This is a genomic window from Bacillus safensis FO-36b (assembly GCF_000691165.1).
Taxonomy (GTDB): domain Bacteria; phylum Bacillota; class Bacilli; order Bacillales; family Bacillaceae; genus Bacillus; species Bacillus safensis.
Window position 1 is genome coordinate 31,014 of record NZ_ASJD01000003.1, and the last position, 22,631, is coordinate 53,644.

The 22,631-nt window shown below is 43.4% G+C and carries 26 protein-coding genes, 1 riboswitch and 1 other annotated feature; of the genes, 22 read left to right on the forward strand and 4 right to left on the reverse strand.

All coding sequences use genetic code 11. From position 1 onward, the window contains the following. The first annotated feature begins 64 nt into the window (after window positions 1-64). The 10 genes from proG to BA81_RS08065 all read left to right on the forward strand — a co-directional run bounded on the left by proG (window position 65) and on the right by BA81_RS08065 (window position 10,663). On the forward strand, window positions 65-889 hold the full coding sequence (proG, locus tag BA81_RS08020) for a pyrroline-5-carboxylate reductase ProG (protein WP_034281487.1): 825 nt from the start codon (window positions 65-67) through the stop codon (window positions 887-889). Window positions 890-1,078: 189 nt separating this feature from the next. Beyond that, window positions 1,079-1,903 (forward strand): M55 family metallopeptidase, encoded by an 825-nt coding sequence (locus BA81_RS08025; RefSeq protein WP_034281488.1) that lies wholly within the window; start codon window positions 1,079-1,081, stop codon window positions 1,901-1,903. A gap of 18 nt (window positions 1,904-1,921) precedes the next feature. After that, on the forward strand, window positions 1,922-2,857 hold the full coding sequence (locus tag BA81_RS08030; protein ID WP_034281489.1) for an ABC transporter permease: 936 nt from the start codon (window positions 1,922-1,924) through the stop codon (window positions 2,855-2,857). Continuing rightward, window positions 2,854-3,816, forward strand: a complete 963-nt coding sequence (locus BA81_RS08035; protein ID WP_034281490.1) for an ABC transporter permease — start codon at window positions 2,854-2,856, stop codon at window positions 3,814-3,816. The genes BA81_RS08030 and BA81_RS08035 overlap by 4 nt, the downstream gene beginning before the upstream one ends. A gap of 6 nt (window positions 3,817-3,822) precedes the next feature. Next, the gene (locus BA81_RS08040) at window positions 3,823-4,833 is read left to right on the forward strand and encodes an ABC transporter ATP-binding protein (RefSeq protein WP_034281491.1); all 1,011 of its coding nucleotides are present in this window, start codon (window positions 3,823-3,825) and stop codon (window positions 4,831-4,833) included. Then, a complete protein-coding gene (locus tag BA81_RS08045; protein ID WP_034281492.1) occupies window positions 4,833-6,455 on the forward strand; it encodes a peptide ABC transporter substrate-binding protein in 1,623 nt (540 codons plus the stop codon). Before BA81_RS08040 ends, BA81_RS08045 begins: the two co-directional genes overlap by 1 nt. A gap of 315 nt (window positions 6,456-6,770) precedes the next feature. Beyond that, a complete protein-coding gene (locus tag BA81_RS08050; RefSeq protein ID WP_034281493.1) occupies window positions 6,771-7,712 on the forward strand; it encodes a S66 peptidase family protein in 942 nt (313 codons plus the stop codon). Further along, complete coding sequence (locus BA81_RS08055) at window positions 7,709-8,788, forward strand: mandelate racemase/muconate lactonizing enzyme family protein (RefSeq protein ID WP_034281494.1); 1,080 nt, start codon at window positions 7,709-7,711, stop codon at window positions 8,786-8,788. Before BA81_RS08050 ends, BA81_RS08055 begins: the two co-directional genes overlap by 4 nt. Beyond that, window positions 8,788-9,705 (forward strand): C40 family peptidase, encoded by a 918-nt coding sequence (locus tag BA81_RS08060; protein WP_034281495.1) that lies wholly within the window; start codon window positions 8,788-8,790, stop codon window positions 9,703-9,705. Before BA81_RS08055 ends, BA81_RS08060 begins: the two co-directional genes overlap by 1 nt. Beyond that, window positions 9,695-10,663 carry an ABC transporter ATP-binding protein gene (locus BA81_RS08065; RefSeq protein WP_034281496.1) on the forward strand — a complete coding sequence of 323 codons (969 nt, stop codon included), beginning with the start codon at window positions 9,695-9,697 and terminating at the stop codon, window positions 10,661-10,663. Before BA81_RS08060 ends, BA81_RS08065 begins: the two co-directional genes overlap by 11 nt. A 39-nt stretch (window positions 10,664-10,702) precedes the next feature. Here the strand turns inward: BA81_RS08065 and BA81_RS08070 are convergent, their stop codons facing one another. After that, window positions 10,703-11,584 carry a dimethylarginine dimethylaminohydrolase family protein gene (locus BA81_RS08070; protein ID WP_034281497.1) on the reverse strand — a complete coding sequence of 294 codons (882 nt, stop codon included), beginning with the start codon at window positions 11,582-11,584 and terminating at the stop codon, window positions 10,703-10,705. 179 nt (window positions 11,585-11,763) lie between these two features. Between BA81_RS08070 and BA81_RS08075 the strand changes: the two genes are divergently transcribed. The 5 genes from BA81_RS08075 (at window position 11,764) to BA81_RS08095 (ending at window position 14,646) form a co-directional block, all read left to right on the forward strand. Next, on the forward strand, window positions 11,764-12,285 hold the full coding sequence (locus tag BA81_RS08075; RefSeq protein ID WP_008346212.1) for an acyl-CoA thioesterase: 522 nt from the start codon (window positions 11,764-11,766) through the stop codon (window positions 12,283-12,285). A 114-nt stretch (window positions 12,286-12,399) separates the two neighbouring features. Continuing rightward, window positions 12,400-12,726 (forward strand): PadR family transcriptional regulator, encoded by a 327-nt coding sequence (locus BA81_RS08080; RefSeq protein WP_034281498.1) that lies wholly within the window; start codon window positions 12,400-12,402, stop codon window positions 12,724-12,726. Window positions 12,727-12,730: 4 nt separating this feature from the next. Beyond that, the gene (locus BA81_RS08085; RefSeq protein ID WP_034281499.1) at window positions 12,731-13,489 is read left to right on the forward strand and encodes an HAAS domain-containing protein; all 759 of its coding nucleotides are present in this window, start codon (window positions 12,731-12,733) and stop codon (window positions 13,487-13,489) included. A 105-nt stretch (window positions 13,490-13,594) separates the two neighbouring features. Next, window positions 13,595-14,083 carry a small multi-drug export protein gene (locus BA81_RS08090; RefSeq protein ID WP_025092307.1) on the forward strand — a complete coding sequence of 163 codons (489 nt, stop codon included), beginning with the start codon at window positions 13,595-13,597 and terminating at the stop codon, window positions 14,081-14,083. A 17-nt stretch (window positions 14,084-14,100) separates the two neighbouring features. Then, window positions 14,101-14,646 (forward strand): GNAT family N-acetyltransferase, encoded by a 546-nt coding sequence (locus BA81_RS08095; RefSeq protein ID WP_034281500.1) that lies wholly within the window; start codon window positions 14,101-14,103, stop codon window positions 14,644-14,646. Window positions 14,647-14,660: 14 nt separating this feature from the next. On the opposite strand, the gene BA81_RS08100 is transcribed toward BA81_RS08095, so the two are convergent. Together BA81_RS08100 and BA81_RS19190 are read right to left on the reverse strand one after the other, a co-directional pair. Beyond that, complete coding sequence (locus BA81_RS08100) at window positions 14,661-15,704, reverse strand: bifunctional transcriptional activator/DNA repair enzyme AdaA (protein ID WP_034281501.1); 1,044 nt, start codon at window positions 15,702-15,704, stop codon at window positions 14,661-14,663. 219 nt (window positions 15,705-15,923) lie between these two features. Then, the gene (locus tag BA81_RS19190; protein WP_080701185.1) at window positions 15,924-16,058 is read right to left on the reverse strand and encodes a YrzI family small protein; all 135 of its coding nucleotides are present in this window, start codon (window positions 16,056-16,058) and stop codon (window positions 15,924-15,926) included. A 222-nt stretch (window positions 16,059-16,280) separates the two neighbouring features. After that, a riboswitch (guanidine-I (ykkC/yxkD leader) is annotated at window positions 16,281-16,390 on the forward strand. A 66-nt stretch (window positions 16,391-16,456) separates the two neighbouring features. On the opposite strand from BA81_RS19190, the gene BA81_RS08105 reads away from it, so the two are divergent. Together BA81_RS08105 and BA81_RS08110 are read left to right on the forward strand one after the other, a co-directional pair. Further along, window positions 16,457-16,786, forward strand: coding sequence for a DMT family transporter (locus BA81_RS08105; RefSeq protein WP_034281502.1), 330 nt, complete (start codon window positions 16,457-16,459; stop codon window positions 16,784-16,786). After that, window positions 16,783-17,097: a DMT family transporter gene (locus BA81_RS08110; protein WP_024424636.1), complete on the forward strand. Its 315-nt coding sequence runs from the start codon at window positions 16,783-16,785 to the stop codon at window positions 17,095-17,097. The genes BA81_RS08105 and BA81_RS08110 overlap by 4 nt, the downstream gene beginning before the upstream one ends. A gap of 136 nt (window positions 17,098-17,233) precedes the next feature. On the opposite strand, the gene BA81_RS08115 is transcribed toward BA81_RS08110, so the two are convergent. Further along, window positions 17,234-17,419 carry a hypothetical protein gene (locus tag BA81_RS08115; protein ID WP_034281503.1) on the reverse strand — a complete coding sequence of 62 codons (186 nt, stop codon included), beginning with the start codon at window positions 17,417-17,419 and terminating at the stop codon, window positions 17,234-17,236. Between the two features lie 161 nt (window positions 17,420-17,580). Here BA81_RS08115 and purU point away from each other — a divergent pair, with 161 nt between their 5' ends. From purU to BA81_RS08140, 5 genes are all read left to right on the forward strand, one after another. Further along, window positions 17,581-18,483: a formyltetrahydrofolate deformylase gene (gene purU / locus BA81_RS08120; protein ID WP_034281504.1), complete on the forward strand. Its 903-nt coding sequence runs from the start codon at window positions 17,581-17,583 to the stop codon at window positions 18,481-18,483. A gap of 43 nt (window positions 18,484-18,526) precedes the next feature. Then, window positions 18,527-18,745 (forward strand) — a binding site (T-box leader). 55 nt (window positions 18,746-18,800) lie between these two features. Next, complete coding sequence (proB, locus tag BA81_RS08125) at window positions 18,801-19,898, forward strand: glutamate 5-kinase (RefSeq protein ID WP_034281505.1); 1,098 nt, start codon at window positions 18,801-18,803, stop codon at window positions 19,896-19,898. A gap of 12 nt (window positions 19,899-19,910) precedes the next feature. Continuing rightward, complete coding sequence (locus tag BA81_RS08130) at window positions 19,911-21,158, forward strand: glutamate-5-semialdehyde dehydrogenase (protein WP_034281506.1); 1,248 nt, start codon at window positions 19,911-19,913, stop codon at window positions 21,156-21,158. Window positions 21,159-21,282: 124 nt separating this feature from the next. Continuing rightward, on the forward strand, window positions 21,283-22,419 hold the full coding sequence (locus BA81_RS08135; RefSeq protein WP_034281507.1) for a Rap family tetratricopeptide repeat protein: 1,137 nt from the start codon (window positions 21,283-21,285) through the stop codon (window positions 22,417-22,419). Beyond that, window positions 22,409-22,543: a hypothetical protein gene (locus BA81_RS08140; protein WP_024424642.1), complete on the forward strand. Its 135-nt coding sequence runs from the start codon at window positions 22,409-22,411 to the stop codon at window positions 22,541-22,543. The genes BA81_RS08135 and BA81_RS08140 overlap by 11 nt, the downstream gene beginning before the upstream one ends. Window positions 22,544-22,631 lie beyond the last annotated feature (88 nt).

Genomic DNA, 22,631 nt, shown 5'->3' on the forward strand with positions numbered 1-22,631 from the left:
GAAAACATTGTGGGAAATTGTTAAAATAAGTAGTGAATCTAAGCAAGATAGAGGAGATTAAACTGTGGAGACAATTGGAATCATTGGATATGGAAGTATGGCTGATATGATGGTGCAAAAGTGGCTGGAAAATGGGGTGCTGGATGCTCATCAAATCATGATCCATACAAGAAGTGAAACGGAGCGCCTTCATCAGCTCAAAGAAAAGCACCAAGAAGTCAACATTTGTTCATTAGACGAACTTTCTGCGTCATGTGATATATTGTTTGTCTGCGTGCCGCCGCTTGCAGTACTTGATGTTCTGGATCAGCTGCCTTCTCAAGCGAGAGCGGTACATATTGTGTCAGTAGCAGCAGCTGTGACATTAGAAAAGTTACAGGCGCATACAACACAGCCAGTGTCTAGATACATCCCAACACTCACGTCAGCTGTTGGGACGGGCGTATCACTTGTTGCGCATGGTGCAGCAGCAGGAAGCGAGGAAAAGGAGCGTTTGCACCGTCTGCTTTCAGCTTTTAGCATCGTCAGGGAAGTAGGGGAAGACCGGTTTGATGCGGCGAGCAATTTGACAAGCTCATCTCCTGGTTTTATCGCTGCTCTTTTTGAAGAAATGGCGAAAGCGGCTGTGAGAAATAGTGATCTTTCCTTAGAGGAAGCGAATGAATTTTTAACGTATGCCCTTTTAGGTACTGGCCAGATCCTCGTAGAGCGAGGCCTAACCTTTGCTGAAACTGTCGATAGAGTGGCGACAAAAGGGGGAATTACAGGAGAAGGTGCTGAGGTCATTCAACAGCAGGCACCTCAGATGTTTGATGATTTATTTACACAAACCATGAAGAAATATGAACAGCTGAAATCGCAGATCAACGAAGCGGATAAACACCACTAAAGGCATAGTTAGTGGTGTTTTATTTGTTAAAAAAATCCTTTCTAAAAAAGCCTTTTGACCTGTATTATCTGAGTCTAAACTCCTTATTTTCGGACATTGTATTGAAAAATCAATCAAGTTCTCATATAATTTTTTAGAAAATTTAGAAAAATATACACAAATTTTATGTTTAATTAAAGGGGGATGGGAATGAAGCTCTATGTATCTGTCGATATGGAGGGGATTACTGGTCTAGCTGATCATACATTTGTTGATTCGCGCCAGCATAACTATGAGCGGGGCAGACGCATTATGACAGGTGAAGTGAATGCTTGTGTAGAAGCGCTTCTTCAGCATGGTGCCACCGACATTTTGGTGAATGACAGTCATTCTAAAATGAATAATCTTTTGATCGAAGAACTGCATGAAGAGGCAGTTCTCATATCAGGTGACGTAAAGCCTTATTCAATGGTGCAAGGATTGGATCAAACCTATGATGCAGCTGTTTTCTTAGGTTATCATGCAAGGGCATCAATGAAAGGTGTGATGTCGCACAGTATGATTTTTGGTGTCAGACATTTTTACATAAATGATCATCCAATTGGGGAAATGGGCTTTAATGCGTATGTTGCAGGCTACTATGGTGTGCCGGTGATTCTTGTTTGCGGGGATGATCAAGCAGCACGTGAGGCAGAAAAGCTGATGCCTGGTGTGAAAACAGTGGCAGTGAAAGAAACCATCTCAAGATCTGCTGTGAAATGCTTACCTCCTGCCAAAGTGAATAAACAAATCTCGCAGCAAGTGGAAGCCGCGATGAAACAGATTGATCAAATGAAGCCGCTGACGCCTCCTGATCAGCCGCTGCTTAAGATTGAGTTTGCCAATTATGGACAAGCTGAATGGGCGAATTTAATGCCGGGTACTGCCATCATAGAAGGAACAACGACGGTGACGTACCAAGCAGACAATATATTAGAAGCCTATCAAGCGATGCTTGTCATGACAGAGCTTGCCGCACGTACAACATTTTGTTAAGTGAGGGGGAGACAGCAGATGGCCAGCTTTTTGTTCAAGCGTTTTATTGCGATGATTGCTACGATCTTAACGATTACGACTTTAACGTTTATTTTAATGAAGGTCATCCCAGGATCGCCTTTCAATGAAGAACGAAATACAAACGAAACCGTCCAGCGAAACCTCGAAAGCTACTATCACTTAGACGAACCACTCTATGTTCAATATGTCATCTATTTAAAATCCATTGTTACCTTTGATTTTGGTCCTTCCATTAAAAAGCCTTCTGAAAGTGTCAATGATCTATTGGCGAGAGGCTTCCCAGTCTCATTAGAACTTGGTCTTATCTCGATATTGATTGCTGTCATCTCTGGCATCCTGCTAGGGGTCATGGCTGCCCTCCGGCATAATGGTTTAATTGATTACATCGCCATGACCATTGCAGTTTTCGGTATATCCATTCCAAACTTTATCTTTGCTACCCTATTAATTCAGCAGCTTGCTGTCAATTTGAAGCTCTTTCCTACAGCGATGTGGACAAGTCCAATGCATATGGTGCTGCCTACAATCGCCCTTGCTGTCGGCCCAATGGCCATTATCGCCAGGTTAACGAGATCGAGCATGATTGAAGTGCTGTCACAAGACTATATCCGTACGGCCAAAGCAAAAGGGCTTTCTCCCTTTAAAATTGTATTTAAGCATGCGCTTCGGAATGCACTTTTACCCGTTGTAACCATTCTTGGAACACTTGTCGCAAGTATTTTAACAGGAAGTTTTGTCATTGAAAAAATCTTTGCTATTCCTGGGATGGGAAAATACTTTGTCGAGAGTATTAACAACCGTGATTATCCTGTCATCATGGGAACCACTGTTTTTTACAGCATTATTTTAATCACACTTCTCTTCATTGTCGATGTGGCGTATCGTCTCCTTGATCCGAGGATTCAGCTGCATCAGAAAGGAGGAAAGGCATGAGTATACACCTTCAGCATGATCCACCGAACAGGCATCCTGAAGTGCCAGACGAATGGTTTTCTCCACGAGAGCAAAAGAAAACAGAAGCCCATGCCATTAAAAGACCCTCTCTTTCCTATTGGGCTGATACATGGAGGCGGCTGAAGCAAAATAAGCTTGCGATGTTTAGCCTATCGGTTCTGATTTTTCTTTTTGTCATGGCAGTCTTAGGCCCATTGCTTGCACCAAATAGTGTGACAGAGCAGCGTCTTTCGATGCAAAATCTGCCGCCCTCGGCTGCTCACTGGTTTGGAACAGATGAGCTTGGACGAGATGTGTTCACACGCACTTGGTACGGAGCCCGTATTTCATTATTTGTGGGTGTCATGGCAGCCCTGATTGATTTTGCCATCGGTGTGATTTATGGGGGCATAGCGGGCTATAAGGGAGGCAAATACGACCATGTCATGATGAGAATTGTCGAGGTGCTCTACGGACTTCCTTATTTACTCGTCGTCATTTTATTGATGGTGCTCATGGGGCCAGGGCTTGTCACCATTATTGTAGCGCTCACTGTCACCGGATGGATTGGAATGGCAAGAATTGTGAGAGGTCAGGTTCTTCAGCTGAAAAGCCAGGAATATGTGCTTGCCTCAAAAACCTTTGGTGCCAAAAGCCTGCGGATCATTCGCCGCAACCTGCTGCCGAATACGATGGGGCCGATTATCGTCCAAATGACCCTGACTGTACCGACCGCGATATTTGCTGAAGCGTTCCTAAGCTTTCTCGGTTTAGGTATTCAAGCCCCGTTTGCAAGCTGGGGCGTGATGGCTAATGACGCTTTGCCGACTGTGCTGTCAGATAATGGACATTGGTGGCGTTTATTTTTCCCTGCATTTTTTATTTCACTCACGATGTTTTGCTTTAACAATTTAGGTGATGGCTTGCAAGATGCGCTTGATCCAAAGATGAAGAGGTGAAGCGCTTTGAAAAAAGTTCTACAAATTATCGATCTGCACGTCAGTTTTCGGACATACGGCGGTTCAGTTCAAGCAGTACGCGGAGTGAATGTCGATGTATATGAAAAAGAAACCCTCGCCATTGTGGGAGAATCAGGCTGCGGAAAAAGTGTGACATCACAAAGCATTATGAGGCTTCTGCCTGCATACAGCGCGCAAGTCGATCAGGGAGAAATCTGGTTTCAAGACCGCAACTTGCTGTCATTATCTGAAAAAGAAATGCGCGCCATACGAGGCGTGGATATTTCGATGATCTTCCAAGATCCGATGACAGCACTCAACCCAACCTTGACAATAGGAGATCAGCTGATGGAGGCGGCGAAGGAGCATCAAAAGCTGACGAAAAAAGAAGTGAAAGAAGCCGCCATACAGATGCTTGATTTGGTTGGTATTCCGCAGCCAAAGGAGAGACTAAAGCAATATCCGCACCAATTCAGCGGGGGAATGAGGCAGCGGCTCATGATTGCCATGGCACTGATTTGTGAGCCAAAGGTGCTGATCGCAGATGAACCGACGACCGCGCTGGATGTGACCATACAGGCACAAATTTTAGAGCTGTTTAAAGAGATTCAGAGGAAAACAGGGGTTACCATTATCTTAATCACACACGACTTAGGGGTCGTAGCCCAAGTTGCCGACCGGGTAGCGGTCATGTACGGAGGGAAAATGGTTGAAACTGGAACAAGGCAGGATATTTTTTACAGTCCGCAGCATCCTTATACAAAAGGGCTCCTGCAATCCGTTCCAAGACTTGATATGAAAGATGAACTGATTCCGATTGAAGGAAGCCCGCCTGATTTATTTGCACCGCCAAAGGGCTGTCCGTATACCGATCGCTGCCCGGCTGCCATGAAAGTGTGTGATCATATCATGCCGCACGAAACGCAGCGGTCACCTACTCATACAGTGCATTGCTGGCTTCAGGATGAGCGAGCGAACCAAGCGATGTTATCTGCAACACAAAGGGGGAGTTTTTGATGAGGAAAAAAGGGTGGATCATCAGTATTTGTTTGTTTATCATCATACTGCTCGCTGGATGTACAGCCAATGAGCAAGCAGGTAAAGGATCATCAAGCAATAAGGATGAAAAGAAAGTATTAACCTTAAATAACGAAAACGAACCGACGTCATTTGACCCGCCGATTGGTTTTAATAATGTATCGTGGCAAGGTCTGAATAACTTAATGGAGGGATTAACAAGACTGAACGAAAAGCACGAACCATCTCCTGCAATGGCGGAAAAATGGGAGATTTCAGAGGATGGAAAAACATACACATTTCATTTAAGAGACGGCATCAAGTGGTCGAATGGTGACCCAGTGAAAGCGAGTGACTTTGAATATGCGTGGAAGCGTCTGCTTGATCCGAAAACAGGCTCATCTGCATCCTTCTTAGCATACATGATTGAAGGCGGAGAGGCATTTAACAGCGGAAAAGGAAAGAAAGAGGATGTAAAAGTCAGTGCTGAAAATGACAAAACGCTAAAGGTCACACTGGCATACCCGCAGAAATCGTTCTTAAATATGACCGCAAACCCTGCCTTTTTCCCTGTCAATGAGAAGGTAGCAGAGAAGGATCCAAACTGGGCAAAGGATGCCAAAACCTTTGTTGGGAATGGACCGTTTCAGCTGACACAATGGAAGCATGATGAGAGCTTCACTATGGAAAAAAGTGAGACGTATTGGGACAAAAAAACAGTCAAGCTGGATCAGGTAAAGTGGCTGATGATCAGTGATCGAAACACTGATTATCAAATGTATCAATCGGGAGATTTGGACACTGCCTTTGTCCCAGCAGAACAAAGTGAAAATTTGCTGAAAAATAAAGACGTACAAATTGAAGATCAGGCCGGACTGTTCTTTTATCGTCTGAATGTGAACATGGAACCTTTTCAAAATAAGAACATTCGCAAAGCCTTTCAAATGGCGATCAACCCGCAAGATATCGTGGATTATGTCACGAAGAATAAAGAGAAGCCTGCCCGCGCCTTCGTTTCACCGGGGATTTTAGATTCAAAGGGTGATGATTTCAGAGAAGCTGGCGGCGATCTTGTCAAACAAGATACGAGTGAAGCTGCGAAGCTATTAGAAAAAGGGCTGAAAGAAGAAAACTATTCAAAGCTGCCGCCCGTCACATTAACATATAGCACAAAGCCTGAGAATAAGAAAAAAGCTGAAGCCATCCAGCAGCAATTAAAAGAAGCGCTGGGTGTGGACGTGAAGCTTGCAAACATGGAAGCCAATGTATTTGCAGAAGATCAAAAGGCGCTGAAATTCCAATTCTCGCAAAGTTCATTTTTAGCAGACTATGCAGATCCGATCAATTTCCTAGAGAGCTTCCAAACAGGGAATGCGATGAACCGGACTGGATGGTCAAACGACACCTATGATCAGCTGATTAAAAAGGCAAGCCAGGAAGCAGATGAACAAAAAAGAAACAGCATCCTTCATGATGCAGAGGCACTTCTCATTGAAGAAGCACCGATCATTCCAATTCATTTTTATAACCAAGTGCATTTGCAAAAAGAGGGCGTGAAGGGAATTGTCCGCCACCCTGTTGGGTATATCGATTTGAAATGGGCACAAGTAGATGGAGAGTAATTGAAGGAAAAGAGGAACACGGACGCTTTGAACAAAAGCGTCTCAGCGCGCGGACAAACCCTCGCATTCTTTGTCAGTCCTGCGCTCGGTACTCACGAATGTCAAATTCGCTCCGCTCCGATGCTCGTCCTTCCTAGGGCTGCAAAGGTTTTCAGGTCACGCTGAATAGAAGACAAAGGGCTAAAATAAAGATCATTTTAGCTCTTTGTCAACAATATGGGACGCTTTGAACAAAAGCGTCTGTTCCTTTATTTGTTCATGTTATGGAGAAGATGCCCATAGATTGTAAGAAATAAAGAGAAAGAGGGGATTGGCATGAACCAGCTGCCAGCGGCGCTTCAAACAGGGGATACGGTGGGGGTTATCGCACCAGCAAGCCCGCCTGATGAATTGAAATTAGCAAAAGGGATTGCCTTTTTAGAAAGCCTTGGGCTGAAGGTGAAAAAAGGGAAGTATCTTGATTCCCGGTACGGATATTTAGCAGGTCGTGATCATGAAAGAGTGGAAGATCTTCATGGCATGTTTCAAGATCCAGAAGTCAAAGCGGTTATTTGTGCCTGCGGAGGGTACGGAACTGGAAGACTTGCGGAAGTCATTGACTATGATCTCATTCGCCGGAATCCAAAAATCTTTTGGGGTTATAGTGACATTACGTTTTTACATACGGCCATCCAGCAGCAGACGGGTCTTGTGACTTTTCATGGTCCAATGCTTTCCTCTGATGTGGGACTTGAAGAGGTCCATCCGTATACGAAGGATACCTTTTTGCAGCTGTTCACGCCGAAGGCCTTTACGTATTCGCATCACTTGTCACCTCTTCATACCTTCTACCCCGGCACCGCTTCAGGGGACATCATAGGAGGGAATCTTGCCCTCATCGTGACAACACTTGGCACACCTTTTGAAATTGATACGAAGGGAAAGCTGTTGTTCATTGAAGATATTGACGAAGAGCCTTATAAAATCGATCGCATGATGCAGCATCTCACCTCTGCTGGAAAATTGGATGATGCGGCTGGATTCATCATTGGCGATTTTCATCAATGTGAACCAAAAAAGAAAGACCAGTCCTTAACGTTGGAACAGCTATGGGAAACCTATATTGTGCCGCAAAAGAAACCTGCACTTGGCGGCTTTCGGATCGGTCATTCATCACCGAACTTTGCCATTCCGATGGGCGTGCAGGCTGCACTAGATGCGGCAGGGAAGAAACTGCACATTTCTCCAGGCGTTGCAGCGAAAGAGGCGATTAAATGAAAATTGTGGATGTTCGTACATGCAGAACGAGTGTACCGCTAAAAAAGCCTTTCAAAACCGCTTTAAGAACGGTGTATGACGCAGCATCTCTGATCGTCATCATCACATATGATCAAGGTGACGTCAGCTACGGAGAGGCAGTTCCCACATCGGTGATTACAGGAGAAACGCTGGAAAGCATCGACTATGCCATCTGTGAAGTGATCAGACCCATTTTGCTCGGGGCTTCCTTGGCAGAGTATGAACAAATCTTTTCTGCTATGAACCGCGTGCTCGCAAGCAACACAAGCGCAAAGGCTGCAATCGATATGGCCATTTATGATGGCTTAGCAAAGCAGGCAGGACTTCCGCTTTATCAATACCTTGGCGGATATCGTCATCAGCTCGAAACCGACTATACGGTCAGTGTAAACCGGCCGCTTGAGATGGCGGAAGATGCGAAGCAATACGCAGCCGAAGGCTTTCAGACGTTAAAGGTTAAAGTAGGAAAAGATGATATACACACGGATATTCAGCGGATCAAGCGGATTCGAGAAAAAGTCGGTCCGGATATTCAGATCAGGCTCGACGCCAATCAGGGCTGGACGTGGAAGGAAGCGATCACAGCCATTCGAAAAATGGAAGCGCTGAATATTGAACTAGTAGAACAGCCAGTGCCGAAAGAAGATATTGAAGGGCTGCGCCGTGTGACAGAAGCAACTGAAACACTGATTATGGCAGACGAAAGCATTTTCAGTTTTCATGATGCCATTAGGGTGCTTGAAACGAGAAGCTGCGATCTGATCAATTTAAAATTAATGAAATCAGGCGGCATAAAAGAAGCATTAAAAATCAATGCCCTAGCCGAAGCATACGGTGTTCAGTGCATGGTTGGCAGTATGATTGAGTCAAAGCTTGGCATTACAGCTGCGGCACATTTCGCCGCAAGCCAGCCGAATATCACCCGCTGCGATTTTGATGCCCCGCTTATGCTGAAAGAGGACTTGATAGACGGAGGAATCGTGTACAAAGGAAAAGACATATTTTTACCGCTGCATCATGGGTTAGGCATTCAAGGGGTGAAAGGAGTCTCATGATGATATACGAATCAAAGGTTCCAGTCGCTAACGTATGGACAGCGCCGCATTCGCCGAGAGAAATCGATCAGAAGGTACTTCAGGACTCCATCAACATCAAAGAGTGGATTGACCAGCAAACATATGAAGAAAAGCTGGCTTTATGTGAAGAAAATTTGATTCAATCTCAAATACTGCTCGGCGAACGAGTGATTGGATTAGAAGAGACAGATGGCTGGATAAAAGTCGTCATACCGCAGCAGGCCAGCCGGAAACATCCAGAAGGCTATCCAGGCTATATACCTGCTGAGCAATTAAACCAAGTAACTGAGGGAAGTGCGTCAGCTGTATCTCTTATCGTTTGTCAGAAAAAAGCCACGCTATATCAAAACGGGGAACCAGATATGGAGATTAGTTTTTTAACAGAGCTGGCAGCAGCCAAAGAAACTGATGATCAATTTCATGTTGTCACCCCAGTAGGAATAAGAGAAATCAACAAAGCGGATGTACGCCCAGGCTCACATGCTTTCTCTCTGATAGGCAAAGATGTCGTAGACGCAGGAAAACAATTTATAGGCCTTTCGTATTTATGGGGAGGCATGAGCAGCTTTGGCTATGATTGTTCAGGCTTTGCTTACAGCATGTACAAAGCGTGCGGATATCTTTTGCCGAGAGATGCAAGTGACCAAGCTGTTCAAGGAACGCCGGTTACATCAAGCCATTTAGAACAAGGCGACTTGCTGTTTTTTGCAAATGAAAACGGAAAAGGAGCGGTCCGCCATGTAGGGATCTACGCTGGGAACGGGATGATGCTTCATTCGCCCAAAACTGGCAGACAAATTGAGCTTCTCTCCCTTTCTGGCACTTCATATGAAAAGGAATGGGCAGGTGCAAGGCGGTATTTACCAAGCGAGAGGAGGAGCGATCATGACAGTTGAACCACTCTTACAAGTAAACAACCTTAAAAAACATTTTCATCTATCGAAAGGGAGAACCTTAAAAGCGCTGGATGGTGTCTCTTTTCAGCTGAAACAAGGAGAAACCTTTGGTCTCGTTGGTGAGTCTGGCTGCGGCAAATCCACACTTGGAAAAGTGCTCATGCGTCTTTATGAACCTACAGATGGTGAAGCCTTATATGAAGGGAAAAGTCTTCACCACCTTTCTAAAAAAGAATCATTTGATTTCAACCGGCAAATGCAAATGGTCTTTCAAGATCCGTATTCCTCGTTAAATCCAAGACTGTCAGTAAAAGATATTATGCTGGAGCCAATGGAGATTCATCAGCTTTATGGCAGTCAAAAGAAAAGGATTGCCCGCGTGAAAGATCTGCTTGAAGCGGTAGGATTAAGCTATGATTTTGCTACCCGCTATCCGCACGAATTTAGCGGGGGACAGAGGCAGAGAATCGGCATTGCAAGAGCACTTGCCTTAGCGCCAAAATTTATTGTGGCAGATGAGCCGATTTCTGCACTAGACGTCTCCGTCCAAGCGCAGGTCGTGAACCTGCTGAAAAAACTGCAAAAAGAGGAAGGATTAACTTTTCTTTTTATTGCACATGACTTGTCCATGGTGAAATATATTAGTGACCGGATCGGTGTCATGTATTTAGGTCATCTCGTCGAATTGACGACGAGTGATGCATTATATCAAACACCGCTTCACCCATATACACAAGCCTTGCTGTCTGCCATCCCCATTCCAGATCCTGACGTAGAGGACAAGCGCAAAAGGTTTATTTTAAAAGGAGAAATTCCAAGTCCAGTGAACCCGCCAAGCGGCTGTGTATTTCGAACACGATGTCCTGCCGCGATGGATGTGTGTGCTGAAAAAAAGCCGACATTACAAGCGGTGGAAGAAGGACATGAAGTCGCCTGTCATTTATACAATAGAAAATAGGACAAGCCCGATAAAAAGCCAGCAAGTAGACAAACTGTTCTACATGCTGGCTTTTTTAGTGGATGAACGCCGAATAGGCAATGTACAGCATCTGAAAGAGCCGCCAGATTTAATAATTTCCGAAAAGTCCACTTTAATAACGGTGTACCCGTGAGCGGTTAATAAAGCATTTGTTTCTTGGTTGCTGGGCAAGCTGATCACTTTTTTCTGACCAATGGATAAAACATTTGGTCCAAGTGTGAATTGCTCTTGTTCGCTGATTTCAATCAAATCATAATACGTTTTGAGCAGCTGGAGATCCTTTTGCTTGAACGCTTCAGGATAAATGATTATCTCGTCATGAGACAGAATATTCATCACACAATCAAGATGCAAAATGTGAGGAGGAAGGTGAATCGGAATGATGTCATGATCCGGCAGTTCCTTTTTTAGCTGGTAGATAGCGGCTGAACTAGTTCTTTTGCTCGTGCCAACAAACACACGCTTCTGATCCACAAGCACATCGCCGCCTTCAATCGTTCCGTCTGTCAAAGTGACAGCTGACCACCCTTTTGCGTGTGCCCATTCTTTTAGGTATTGTTCTTCCCCTTGCCGAACCGGAGCGGCCATACTTGAAACAAACAGTGTCTGTCCAATCGTAAACCCAATATCCCGAGTGAAGACTTGCTCAGGGAAGCGTTCATTCGCCGGGAGCAGGATAGGCCGTACTTGATGATCTTTAAGGGTTTGGATCAATTGCTTATGCTGAGCGACTGCTTTCATTTGAGAAATATTTTCTTTCGCAAAATGTTTCTGGGTTTCGTTAATAATTTGTTTGATTTCCATATAAATAGGACTGCATAAAAGAACTTCTTCTAAATCGTCGTATTCACTCATGCATTGCGGCATTTTGTATAATTGCTCTGCTCTCATAGAATCCATCAAATGGCCTCCTTGTTCATTCATAGTTCTATTATTCCTTCTTCTAGCCATGGTTGAAACATTTCCGAAAGAAAATCTCTCACATAAGACTAAAGCAAAAAGTTTAGACAAACCTAAAAGAATAGTGTTTAATAAAAGTCGTTCCGCATCCACGAAAACAGCAAGAAGGAGCTATGATGATGAGTGAAGAAAATTTCAAATACTGCAAGGAATCGAAAGTTGTTAAAACCAGCAGAGTATTCCCTCTCGATACGAATAACCACCAAACGTTATTTGGCGGGAAATTAATGAGTTATATAGATGACATTGCCTCCATCTCGGCAGCAAGACACAGCCGCAGTGAAACGGTCACAGCTTCAATGGATTCTGTTGACTTTTTAGAGCCGATTGGACAAAAGGAGTCAGTATGCTTGGAATCCTATGTCACATGGGTGGGCACGTCTTCTATGGAAGTGTTCGTCAAAGTCATTAAAGAAAACTTGATGTCTGGAGAGCGCAGACTCGCAGCGACTTCATTTCTGACATTTGTCTCATTAGATGAAAACGGAAAGCCTAAACGAGTCCCGCAGGTGATGCCGGAAACAGAGGAAGAAATCATGCTTCATCAAACAGCGAAGCAGCGGGCAGAGGAAAGAAAAAGCCGCCGAAAGCATAGTAAGGCGCTTGCTGACGCACTTGGGACAGATAAACCTTGGGCGTAAAAATCACCCTTTAAGCGGTGATTTTTTTCTGTACCAGTATCTTGCATGGCAAGATAGTGTATGATAAGATAAAGCTATCTTGTGATGCAAGGTACTGGAATCGGAGGAACAATCATGACAACATCCACACAAATGCTAAAAGGAATTTTAGAAGGCTGTCTGCTGTCGATTATTTCTGAGGGCGAAATTTATGGGTATGAAATGACGAAGAAGCTCGCGCATTATGGGTTTGATCAAATTAGTGAAGGCAGTATCTATCCGATTTTGTTGCGTATGCAAAAGGAACAGCTGGTGACCACCGTTACAAAAGCGTCAGCGAGCGGTCCGAAAAGGAAATACTATACGCTCACACAAGCGGGAGAACAAGCGCTCACAGAGTTTATTGACCGCTGGAATGAGCTTTCAAAAAATGTAAACCGCTTATTACAAAAAGGGAAGTGAGATTATGGTATCAAAAGAAACAAGACACATTCTACTAGAGCTGCAACTTTATCTCATATCAAAGGGAAAAAATCAGGATGAAATCGATGAGCTGATGGATGAACTGACAGCACATGCGGTTGAGGCTGAAAAAGACGGCAAAACAGGTGAGGATGTGTTCGGAGGAGATCCGCGGAGCTATGCTGATGAACTGGCAAAAGAGCTGTCAGAAAACCATAAAGACTGGGTGCCATTCGTCAGTGCTTTCTTAATTGGATCGCTTTTTTATATGATCTTATCAGATGCAATCAGCCAAAACTTATCCTATTCTTGGTTTGCTTTAATTGGATATCCGCTCGTTTTAGTGGCCAATGTCATCATGATCATTGTGATGTTTAGAGCGTCTGCCTTTCAAACAAGCAGCCGGGTATTTCTTTACTTTTGGATGTTAGGAATCTTTCAGCTGACAGCGATGGTGACAATCAAACTATTGGATCAAAAGGTCGGCACACCACTACTTGTCCTTACTTCTGGCCAGAGGTGGGGCGTCATTCTGCTCATGCTGCTATGCATCGTTGTATTCAATGCAATCTTAAAGGCGAATGTCGTTTCATTGATTCCGATTATCTTTTTCGGACCGCAGCTCATCTTCGAATGGATTGGCTGGACGTCACCAAGTGTGATTTTGCTGCAAAGTCTGCTATCTATTGTGATTTTAATAGGGCTTATGCTCATTGTCCTGCGCCGGGCAAATAAGAAAAATGAAAATATGAATGTAAACTGAGCACATCTCATACGATGTGCTTTTCTTTTTCTAAAAAAATGTAGAAATGGAATTGTGTTTTTCATTACAATGGGGAGAGGACAAAAATGAAAAGGGGTTCTGTTTTTGGATATCGTATGGGGATATGTACTCGTTTTTGTATTGGCTGCTTTGCCTTTTTTTGAGGTGATTGGTGTCGTTCCATTCGCAATCTTAAGTGGGCTGCACCCTGTGACAACGGCTGTAATTGGATTCATCGGCAACTTTCTCACAGTTTTGCTTCTCATTGTGTTTGTGGACCGGTTTAAAGCATGGTGGTTAAAGAGAAAAGAAGAGAAAGGTGATGAGAAAGGAGAGAAAAAGCAGCTGCGGGCTAGAAAAATTTGGGAACGATACGGTCTGCCTGGATTAGCGCTCATTGGTCCTTTTATCATCGGCAGTCATTTAGCGGCCTTGATGTGCATGAGCTTTGGAACGAAAAGAAAGCAAGTCGCGGTGTGGATGACCGTCAGTTTAATGATGTGGACAGCGCTGGCTGCAAGTTTAACCGGTGCGGGCTTCCATTACTTTGCCCCAGATTCAAATGGGTTGTTCGGAGATATTTTTAGCAAGTAAAAAAGGGGGGATTATCAATGTCATATCAAACAAGAACAGTACTAGAAACAGAGCGCCTGAAACTGAGAACGATGAATGAACATGATGCGTCATTTTTATATGACGAGCTGTTCCAAGATGAAGAAGTGATGAAGTATTATCCTTCTTTGAAGGATGAACAGCAGACAAAAGAGTGGATTGCATGGAATCAAAAAAATGACCGCATGTACCACACTTCGCTATGGATCATTGAAGATAAAGAAACAAATGAACGACTTGGACAAAGCGGAATTGTCCTGCAAAACATTGAAGGACAAACCGAGCTTGAGATTGGCTATATGCTAAAGAAAGCGGTATGGGGGAATGGCTATGCTGCTGAGGCTGCAAAAGGCTGCCTTACCTATGGATTTGAAGAAATGAAGGTCAGACGAATGGTCAGCCTAATTCGTCCTGAGAATGAAGCGTCGGTGAAGGTCGCTTTAAAAATGGGCATGAAACAAGAAAAAACCATTTCAAAATGGGACCAAATCATTGATGTATACAGCATCACCCGTAACGGAGAAAACGGCTCGCTTACCGATTAAGCAGAGCCGTTTTTTTATGCATGCTGTTCTAACTGAAGCAAATATTTCTTCCGTTCAATCCCCCCGCCGTAGCCTCCAAGCTCACCACTTGTTTGAATCACGCGGTGGCAGGGAATGATAATCGCCAATTGATTCGCACCATTTGCATTACCAACGGCACGAACCAAATGCGGATCACCCAGTTTCGCGGCTAGATCACGATAGGATCTCGTTTCGCCTGCTGGAATGAGTGAAAGCTGCTCCCACACCTTCATTTGAAAAGGGGTGCCATGTAAGGAAAGCTGTACAGTAAACTTGGTCAGCTTTTTCTCAAAATATAAGGCCAATTCCTTTGCTAATTGCTGATGGACGTTTGTTTCTCCAACTAAAATGCGGGCATGATGCTTCTTTCTTAATGTTTCAATTTCTTTTTCGAGTCCCCGCCTGTCCATAAACTCCAGTAAATACACATGTGTGGCATCTGTCACACTCATCATGCGCCCGATCGGTGTGGAAATAAAATTAGCATAAAGAATGTGAATCTGCGCTTTTTTAGGGGGATTTCCCATGATTTTCGTAAATGCATCATTGAAGGCGCTTGAAGATTCATAGCCGAAAGTGACCTGCTGATCGATTACTTTTTTTCCGTTCAAAATTTCTTTAAAGGCAAGTCCCATTCGGCGTGATCTTGCATATTGAACAAAGGTCATGCCGTATATGTCTTTAAACTTTCTTCGAGCTGTGGCAGAGTGAATCCCTAATTGGCGGAAGTCCTCTTCCTTCCAGCGTTTCTCAGGATTTTTTTCTACTGCTGAAACGAGTGTTTTGACTTCTTCAGGAATGCTGTTCGGGTATGTTAATGGTGTGCAGCGCTTGCAAGGGCGATACCCTGCCAGCAGTGCTTCCTCCGCTGTAAAGAAAAACTCACAGTTTTCAAATTTTGGCTTTCTAGCCGTACATGTGGCATGACAGAAGATGCCGGTTGTCTTAATACAGGCAAAGAATGTGCCGTCATATTGCGGATTCTTGTCAACAAGTGCTTGATAAAATTCATGTTTTTGTTCATCGGTCATCATCATATGAAGCCACCTCTTAATTTTTTATAAAATGTTTTTCAGCATTATTTGGAGTACAACGGATGATCTGTAAATGCATCATCCTAAAGTTGAACGTTCATCACATCAATCTGATTTCATTATATCAGCGGTGTGATCGTTGCTGTACCCGGAATAGATCCTTCTCCCTCGTATAACAATCAAGCATCATTCTCCTTCTTTTCTCATTTTTCACTTCCTGTTTTAGTTCATATATTTTAGCTGCTTCTGTTTCATTTCTTCATAAAATGCTTCAACTTCTTGTTCGTAAAGTACGGTCTCCATGTCCTTGTATTTACGCTTGATCGTCAATGTCATAAAAAATAAATGAATTATCATATACGCTCGTTTCCCTTCAGTTCGCAGCATGTGAAACAGCCCGCAGATCTTCTTTATCAGTTGACCTGTTTCTAACCCTTAGTATACGGCGGTCCCATAAAATTTCTTTCGAAAAATGAACAAGTATATTTGCGTGTGGCAAGCAAAGCGGTAGACCGGTATTTCGGGGTGTGATACAATTTTGACACACAGAATCTGCTTTAAGTCAGATCTGCTTATTAAGAATTGGTTTTCTAGGGTTCCGTGCGGGTGGCGCAGTCTGGACCGAGAGAAAACACATAAGGTCTACAAAATAGACCGTATGTACACGGAGGGATAAAAGCCCGGGAGATTTGATCAAACGATCGATTTCCGGGCTTTTTTTGTTGGTTGGAATCGTTCAGAAAGGAAGGGATTAGATGAAATGGGGAAATGTCTTTATTGCGGCGATCTTTGAAGTCGGCTGGGTGATGGGGTTGAAATATGCTGACTCTTTATTGGAGTGGGCCGCAACCATCGTTTGTATTGTCGTCAGCTTTTATTTACTCCTGAAAGCCACGACTGTACTGCCAGTTGGCACACTTTACGCCGTTTTCACCGGACTTGGGACAGCAGGTACTGTCATAGTAGGTATGGTAATGGGTGAGCCGGTACAGCTAGTGAAATTACTTTTAATCATGGTGCTTTTAAGCGGTGTATTAGGGCTCAAACTGACCACGAGTGAAAAGAAAGGGGAGACTGAATCATGAGCTGGCTTTTACTCATTGGTGCAGGCATTTTAGAAATGCTTTGTGTCACCATGATGAATCAATTCCAGAAAGACCGGCATGTCAAATGGATTTTATTCATTGCAGCTGGATTTTCGTTGTCCTTTCTCATGCTCTCTCTTGCGATGAATACAATTCCGATGGGAACGGCATACGCCATTTGGACTGGCATTGGAGCTGCTGGAGGAGCCATTGTCGGCATGCTGTTTTACGGTGAGTCGAAGGACGCAAAACGTATTTTCTTTATCGCACTGATTTTATCTGCGGCGGTCGGGTTAAAAATTATTGAATAAGAAAAGGCTGGCATCTGTTTGCCAGCCTCACCATGTAGACAAACCCTCGCATTCTTTGTCAGGGCTGCAAAGGTTTTCTATCATGCGTTAAAAGTAGAAAAAGGGCTCAAATAAAAATCATTTGAGCCCTTTTTTGTTACATCGAATGATGATTGGAATCGTTTTCATTTTTGCGGTAAAGCTGACTCACTAGAAGAAAACAGACACCAAATGTGAGTAAAGGAATGAGTCTCTCACCGGCTATAAAAAGATAAATACCTGTGATCAGACATACGATGCCGAGCCAAAAGCTCACTTTACCAAACAAAGTCATGCTTTTCATCTCCATCACTCCTTTTGTGATAAAAGGTCTACTCATATTATATCACGCTAGGTAAAGAATTGAATGAATATTCAATAAAAAATGGCCTCTTCATTGCTTTTTCTCTTTCCAGTCCAGTATAATATTTCATTAGAATGAAAACGTAAATGAGGTCATGATACATGAGAACATTGATTACAGAGAAACTTGAATTACACAGACAAAAGCACGAGCAAAAAGGCAGATTACTTGTCAGCTGCCCGGATCAGCCTGGTATTGTATCAGCTGTTTCTTCCTTTTTATTTGAGCACGGAGCGAACATCATTGAATCCAGCCAATACACAACCGATCATGAAAGCGGCCGGTTCTTTTTAAGAATTGAATTTGATTGGAAAGACATCTCGGCGAATATGGATCAATTGAAAAATAGTTTTGAGCCAATCGCAGCATCATTTCAAATGACGTGGAGCATGTCGCGTGCAAGTGAGCTGAAAAAGCTGGCAATCTTTGTCTCAAAAGAGCTTCATTGTCTGCATGAGCTTCTATGGGAATGGCAAAGCGGAAATTTAATGGCTGAAATCGCAGTTGTGATCAGCAATCATGAAACGGCAAAAGATACAGTAGAAGCACTCGGAATTCCATTCCATTTTGTAAAGGCGAATAAAGATATTCGCAAAGAAGCTGAAAAAGAGCAGCTCGCCTTATTAGAAAAGTACGACATTGATGCGGTTGTGCTTGCCAGATACATGCAAATTTTAACGCCTGGATTCATTGAAGAGCATCCGAACAAAATCATTAATATTCATCATTCCTTCCTGCCAGCATTTATTGGTGCAAACCCCTACAAGCGGGCATATGAGCGGGGAGTCAAATTAATTGGTGCGACTTCTCATTATGTCACCAATGATTTAGATGAAGGACCGATCATTGAACAGGATATTGAGCGTGTAGATCACCGGGATGATGCGGAGGCCCTGAAAAATATTGGCCGGACAATTGAGCGCAGTGTGCTTGCACGTGCTGTCAAATGGCACCTTGAAGATCGCATTATTGTTCATGAGAATAAAACGATTGTCTTTAATTGACCGCTTGACTTTTCTTTAGCAATTGGTGATAATATAAAAAAATTAACGAGCGTTGAAAAGGAATAGTAAGCAGGAACTGATGCGTAAAGAGAGCAAATGATGTGCTGAAACATTTGCCGCAGACAGCTGCTGAACCTGCCCTTTGAGCCTTAGAGGAAAAATCTAAGCGCGTGCCTGGCGTTACAGGAGTTGAGTGGAATAAGCAGATCGCATGCTTATTCAATGAAGGTGGTACCACGGAAAATCCCTTTTCGTCCTTTACATAAGGAGAAAAAGGGATTTTTTTGTGCCTAAAGGTATAGCGGAGGGAATCAAGGATGAAAAAGCAAAGGATCGTCATAAAAATTGGCAGCAGTTCATTAACAGAGCAAAAAGGAGCCATTGATGAACAAAAGATGCGGGATCATGTAAGAGCCATCGCAAAGCTCAAAGAAGCAGGTCATGAAATCATTTTAATTTCGTCAGGAGCCGTTGCAGCAGGATTTGGCAGCTTAGGCTATCCATCAAGACCTGTGACCTTAAAGGGGAAACAGGCAGCTGCCGCCGTTGGTCAGGGCTTGTTAATGCAGAAATATACAGAGCTTTTTTCACAGTTTCACATGACACCTGCTCAAATGCTTTTAACACGTAATGACTTTTCAGATCGAACAAGATATCGAAATGCTTACGCAACGATGATGGAGCTGCTGGAAAGAAAGATTTTGCCGATCATAAATGAAAATGATTCAGTCTCCATCGAGGAGCTTACCTTTGGGGATAATGACATGCTGTCAGCTCTTGTCAGTGGATTAATCCATGCAGACCAATTGATTATATTAACAGACATCAATGGCATTTATGATGCAAATCCAAATGAGCATCCTGAGGCGAAGCGGTTTGATGTCCTGACCCACATTTCAGAAGAATTGTTTTCATATGCAAAGAGCACCGGTTCAAAGGTTGGAACAGGCGGAATGAAATCGAAGCTGTCTGCTGCACAAACGGCACTTTCACTTGGCGTGAAAGTCTTCATTGGCACAGGCACTGGGGAAGACAAACTGCTTCGCATTCTTGCGGGGCAAGGCGATGGAACGTATATCGGTGAACAGGATTTATCAGCCGTGAACAACCGTCGTCAATGGATTCAATTCCACTCACCGGTCTCTGGAAAGATCATGATTGATGCAGGAGCAGAAGCGGCGATTTTGCATAATGGCAGAAGCCTTCTTCCGGCAGGAGTCATTGATGTCGCTGGTGACTTTTCTAAAGGAGAAGTCGTAGAAGTCGTCGGTCCAAACGGATTAGTTGGTAAGGGACAAACCTTGTACGCCTCCGATGAGCTTCTCGGCATTAAAGGAATGCGAAGTGACGAGCTTTCAAAAGAGAAGCCTGAGGTCATACACCGAGATCACTGGGTACAGCATGTACAAAACTGAGGAGGGAATACGATGAATGAAGTTCTTGAAAAAGCAAAAAAAGCAAGTGCAGCCAAAGATCAGCTGCTTCTAAAAACGACGGAACAAAAAAATGCTGCCCTGCACGCCATCGCGAGTGCACTAAAAGCATCTTCAGCTTATTTAATAGAGGAGAACCTAAAGGATGTTCAGGCTGCTGAGGAAAAGCAGTTCACGCCATCTGTCATTGACCGGATCACACTCACGGAAGAGAGAATTGAAGCCATTGCAGACGCGACCCTTCAACTCATTCAGCTAAAAGACCCAATTGGTGAAACGTTAGAAACCATTCAAAAAGAAAACGGCCTGCTCATCGAAAAGGTCCGTGTACCGCTTGGAACGGTTGGAATGATTTATGAAGCAAGACCAAACGTGACAGTCGATGCTGCGACCCTTTGCTTGAAAACTGGAAATGCTGTGATTCTGCGCGGAAGCTCATCTGCTATTCATAGTAATAAGGCAATTGTAAAGGTGATTCATGAAGCGCTTCATACGACGGATATTCCAGTAGACAGTGTGCAATTGATTGAAGATACTGGCCGTGAAACGGCGAAAACGCTGTTCACCTTAAATGAATACCTGGATGTCCTCATTCCGCGCGGCGGGAAGAATTTAATTGATCTTGTCGTGAGAGAGTCAACTGTGCCGGTGCTTGAGACAGGTGCAGGAAATTGTCATATCTATATTGATGAAACAGCAAAAAACGAAATGGCTGAGCGGATTGTGCTGAATGCCAAAACCCAGAGACCATCTGTTTGTAATGCGATCGAGAGCATTGTCATTCATGAAACATGGGCAAAAACATACGGTGCTTCGTTATTTGAAGCCCTTCAATCAAATGGGGTAGAAATACGCGGTGATGAAGCCGTTTGCGCGCTTGCTCCTAGTGCTGCATTAGCGACAGCAGAGGACTATGCAACGGAGTTTTTAGCACCGATCGTCAGTATTAAAATTGTAGAAAACATAGAACAAGCGATTCAGCATATTCAAACATATAGCTCTAAGCACTCTGAAGCGATCATTACGGAAAGCGATGAGCATGCAGCCCTTTTCTTAACAGCTGTCGATGCTGCCGCTGTTTATCATAATGCCTCTACTCGTTTCACAGATGGCTTTGAGTTTGGCTATGGAGCGGAAATAGGAATTAGTACACAAAAACTTCATGCAAGAGGGCCAATGGGTCTGCCAGCCTTAACGTCTGAAAAATTTGTCATTCGTGGTCAAGGACAAATAAGAGAATAACGAATTTAAAAGAGAGTCTTGTGACAACAGGCTCTCTTTTTCCTTTCATTTTTGTATTTCTCCGGTCAAGTATGATAAAATATGGTAATGTTTTATATTTTGAGAAGATTGGAGAAGGCAACGTATGGCGAAAATCATTCCCTCTTCGGATATTGGAGTGAAAATCAACAAGTGGTATGAATTAATCCGCAGATTTGATTCAGAACAAGCAGAACAGTTAAAACAGGAAATTCGCACCTCTCTTGATTCAATGGAAGAAGATCAGAATTTGCTTCTCTATTTTTCTTTAATGGAATTTAGGCATGAAGTCATGCTCGATTATTTAAAGCCATTAAAGGAAGGAAAGCTTCGCGCCAACTTTTCCGAGCTTTCGAAAGAAATAGATGAGCATCAAACGCATGTCACAGGCATGCTTGAATACTACTATCATTTTTTTAGAGGCATGTATGAATTCGGGCGGAGGGAGTATATTGCTGCCATATCGTCTTATCAAAAGGCAGAGCACAAGCTTTCTTTTGTATCAGATGATATTGAACGTGCGGAATTTCATTTTAAAATGTCAGAAATATATTATCACATGAAACAAACACATATCTCGATGCACCATGCCAAACTAGCGCTGGATGTTTATGTTCAGCATGAACTGTATGCGCTTCGCACAATTCAGTGTGAATTTATTGTGGCAGGTAACTACGATGATATGAGAAGGCATGAAAAAGCATTACCACATCTCGAAAGAGCACTTGCGAGATCAAGAGAGTTTCAGAATGTGCGTTTTATTGCCTCCTCTTTGTTTAATATGGGCAACAGTTATTACCGAATGGGAGACTTGACCCGCGCACTCGAATTAATGAAAGAATCCATCTCGTTATTTGATCAAAATCAATCCGATCATCTTCGTCGATCTATAGACCCTCTTTATACAGCCGCTCAGATATTATACAAACAAGGAAAACACGAAGAAGCATTACACTACAGAGAAGAATGTATGAAGCGAGCAGAAGCTCTTCAAGATGACATTCATCTTCAGAAAACCATATTTCTAGAAGCATTGTATTTAAGACAAGATGCTGAGCATATCAAACGAATTTTCCATTTTTTAGAGTCTGTCTATGCATATCCAGATATAGAGGAGCTGGCATTAGATACCGCAAAGTATTATAATGAAATGGGGGATTATGAAAAATCTTCCATGTTCTATGGGGAAGCGGAACATGCTCGAATCTATATTCAGAGAGGGGATTGTTTATATGAATTTTAAAAAATGGGCAGTCGTCTGTACAAGCATCACCATTATGGCATTGTGGCTGGCAGCAGCAAATGCCGACCCAGATAACAGAAACCATACGCTGGAACAACCGAATCCGCAGCATGACACGATCTAAAGCCCTTGTTAAAGGGCTTTTTTTACTGCCTAAACACCATTCTGCGGGACATGCTCATAAAAAGGAAACGAGGAGGAAAACTTAAAAA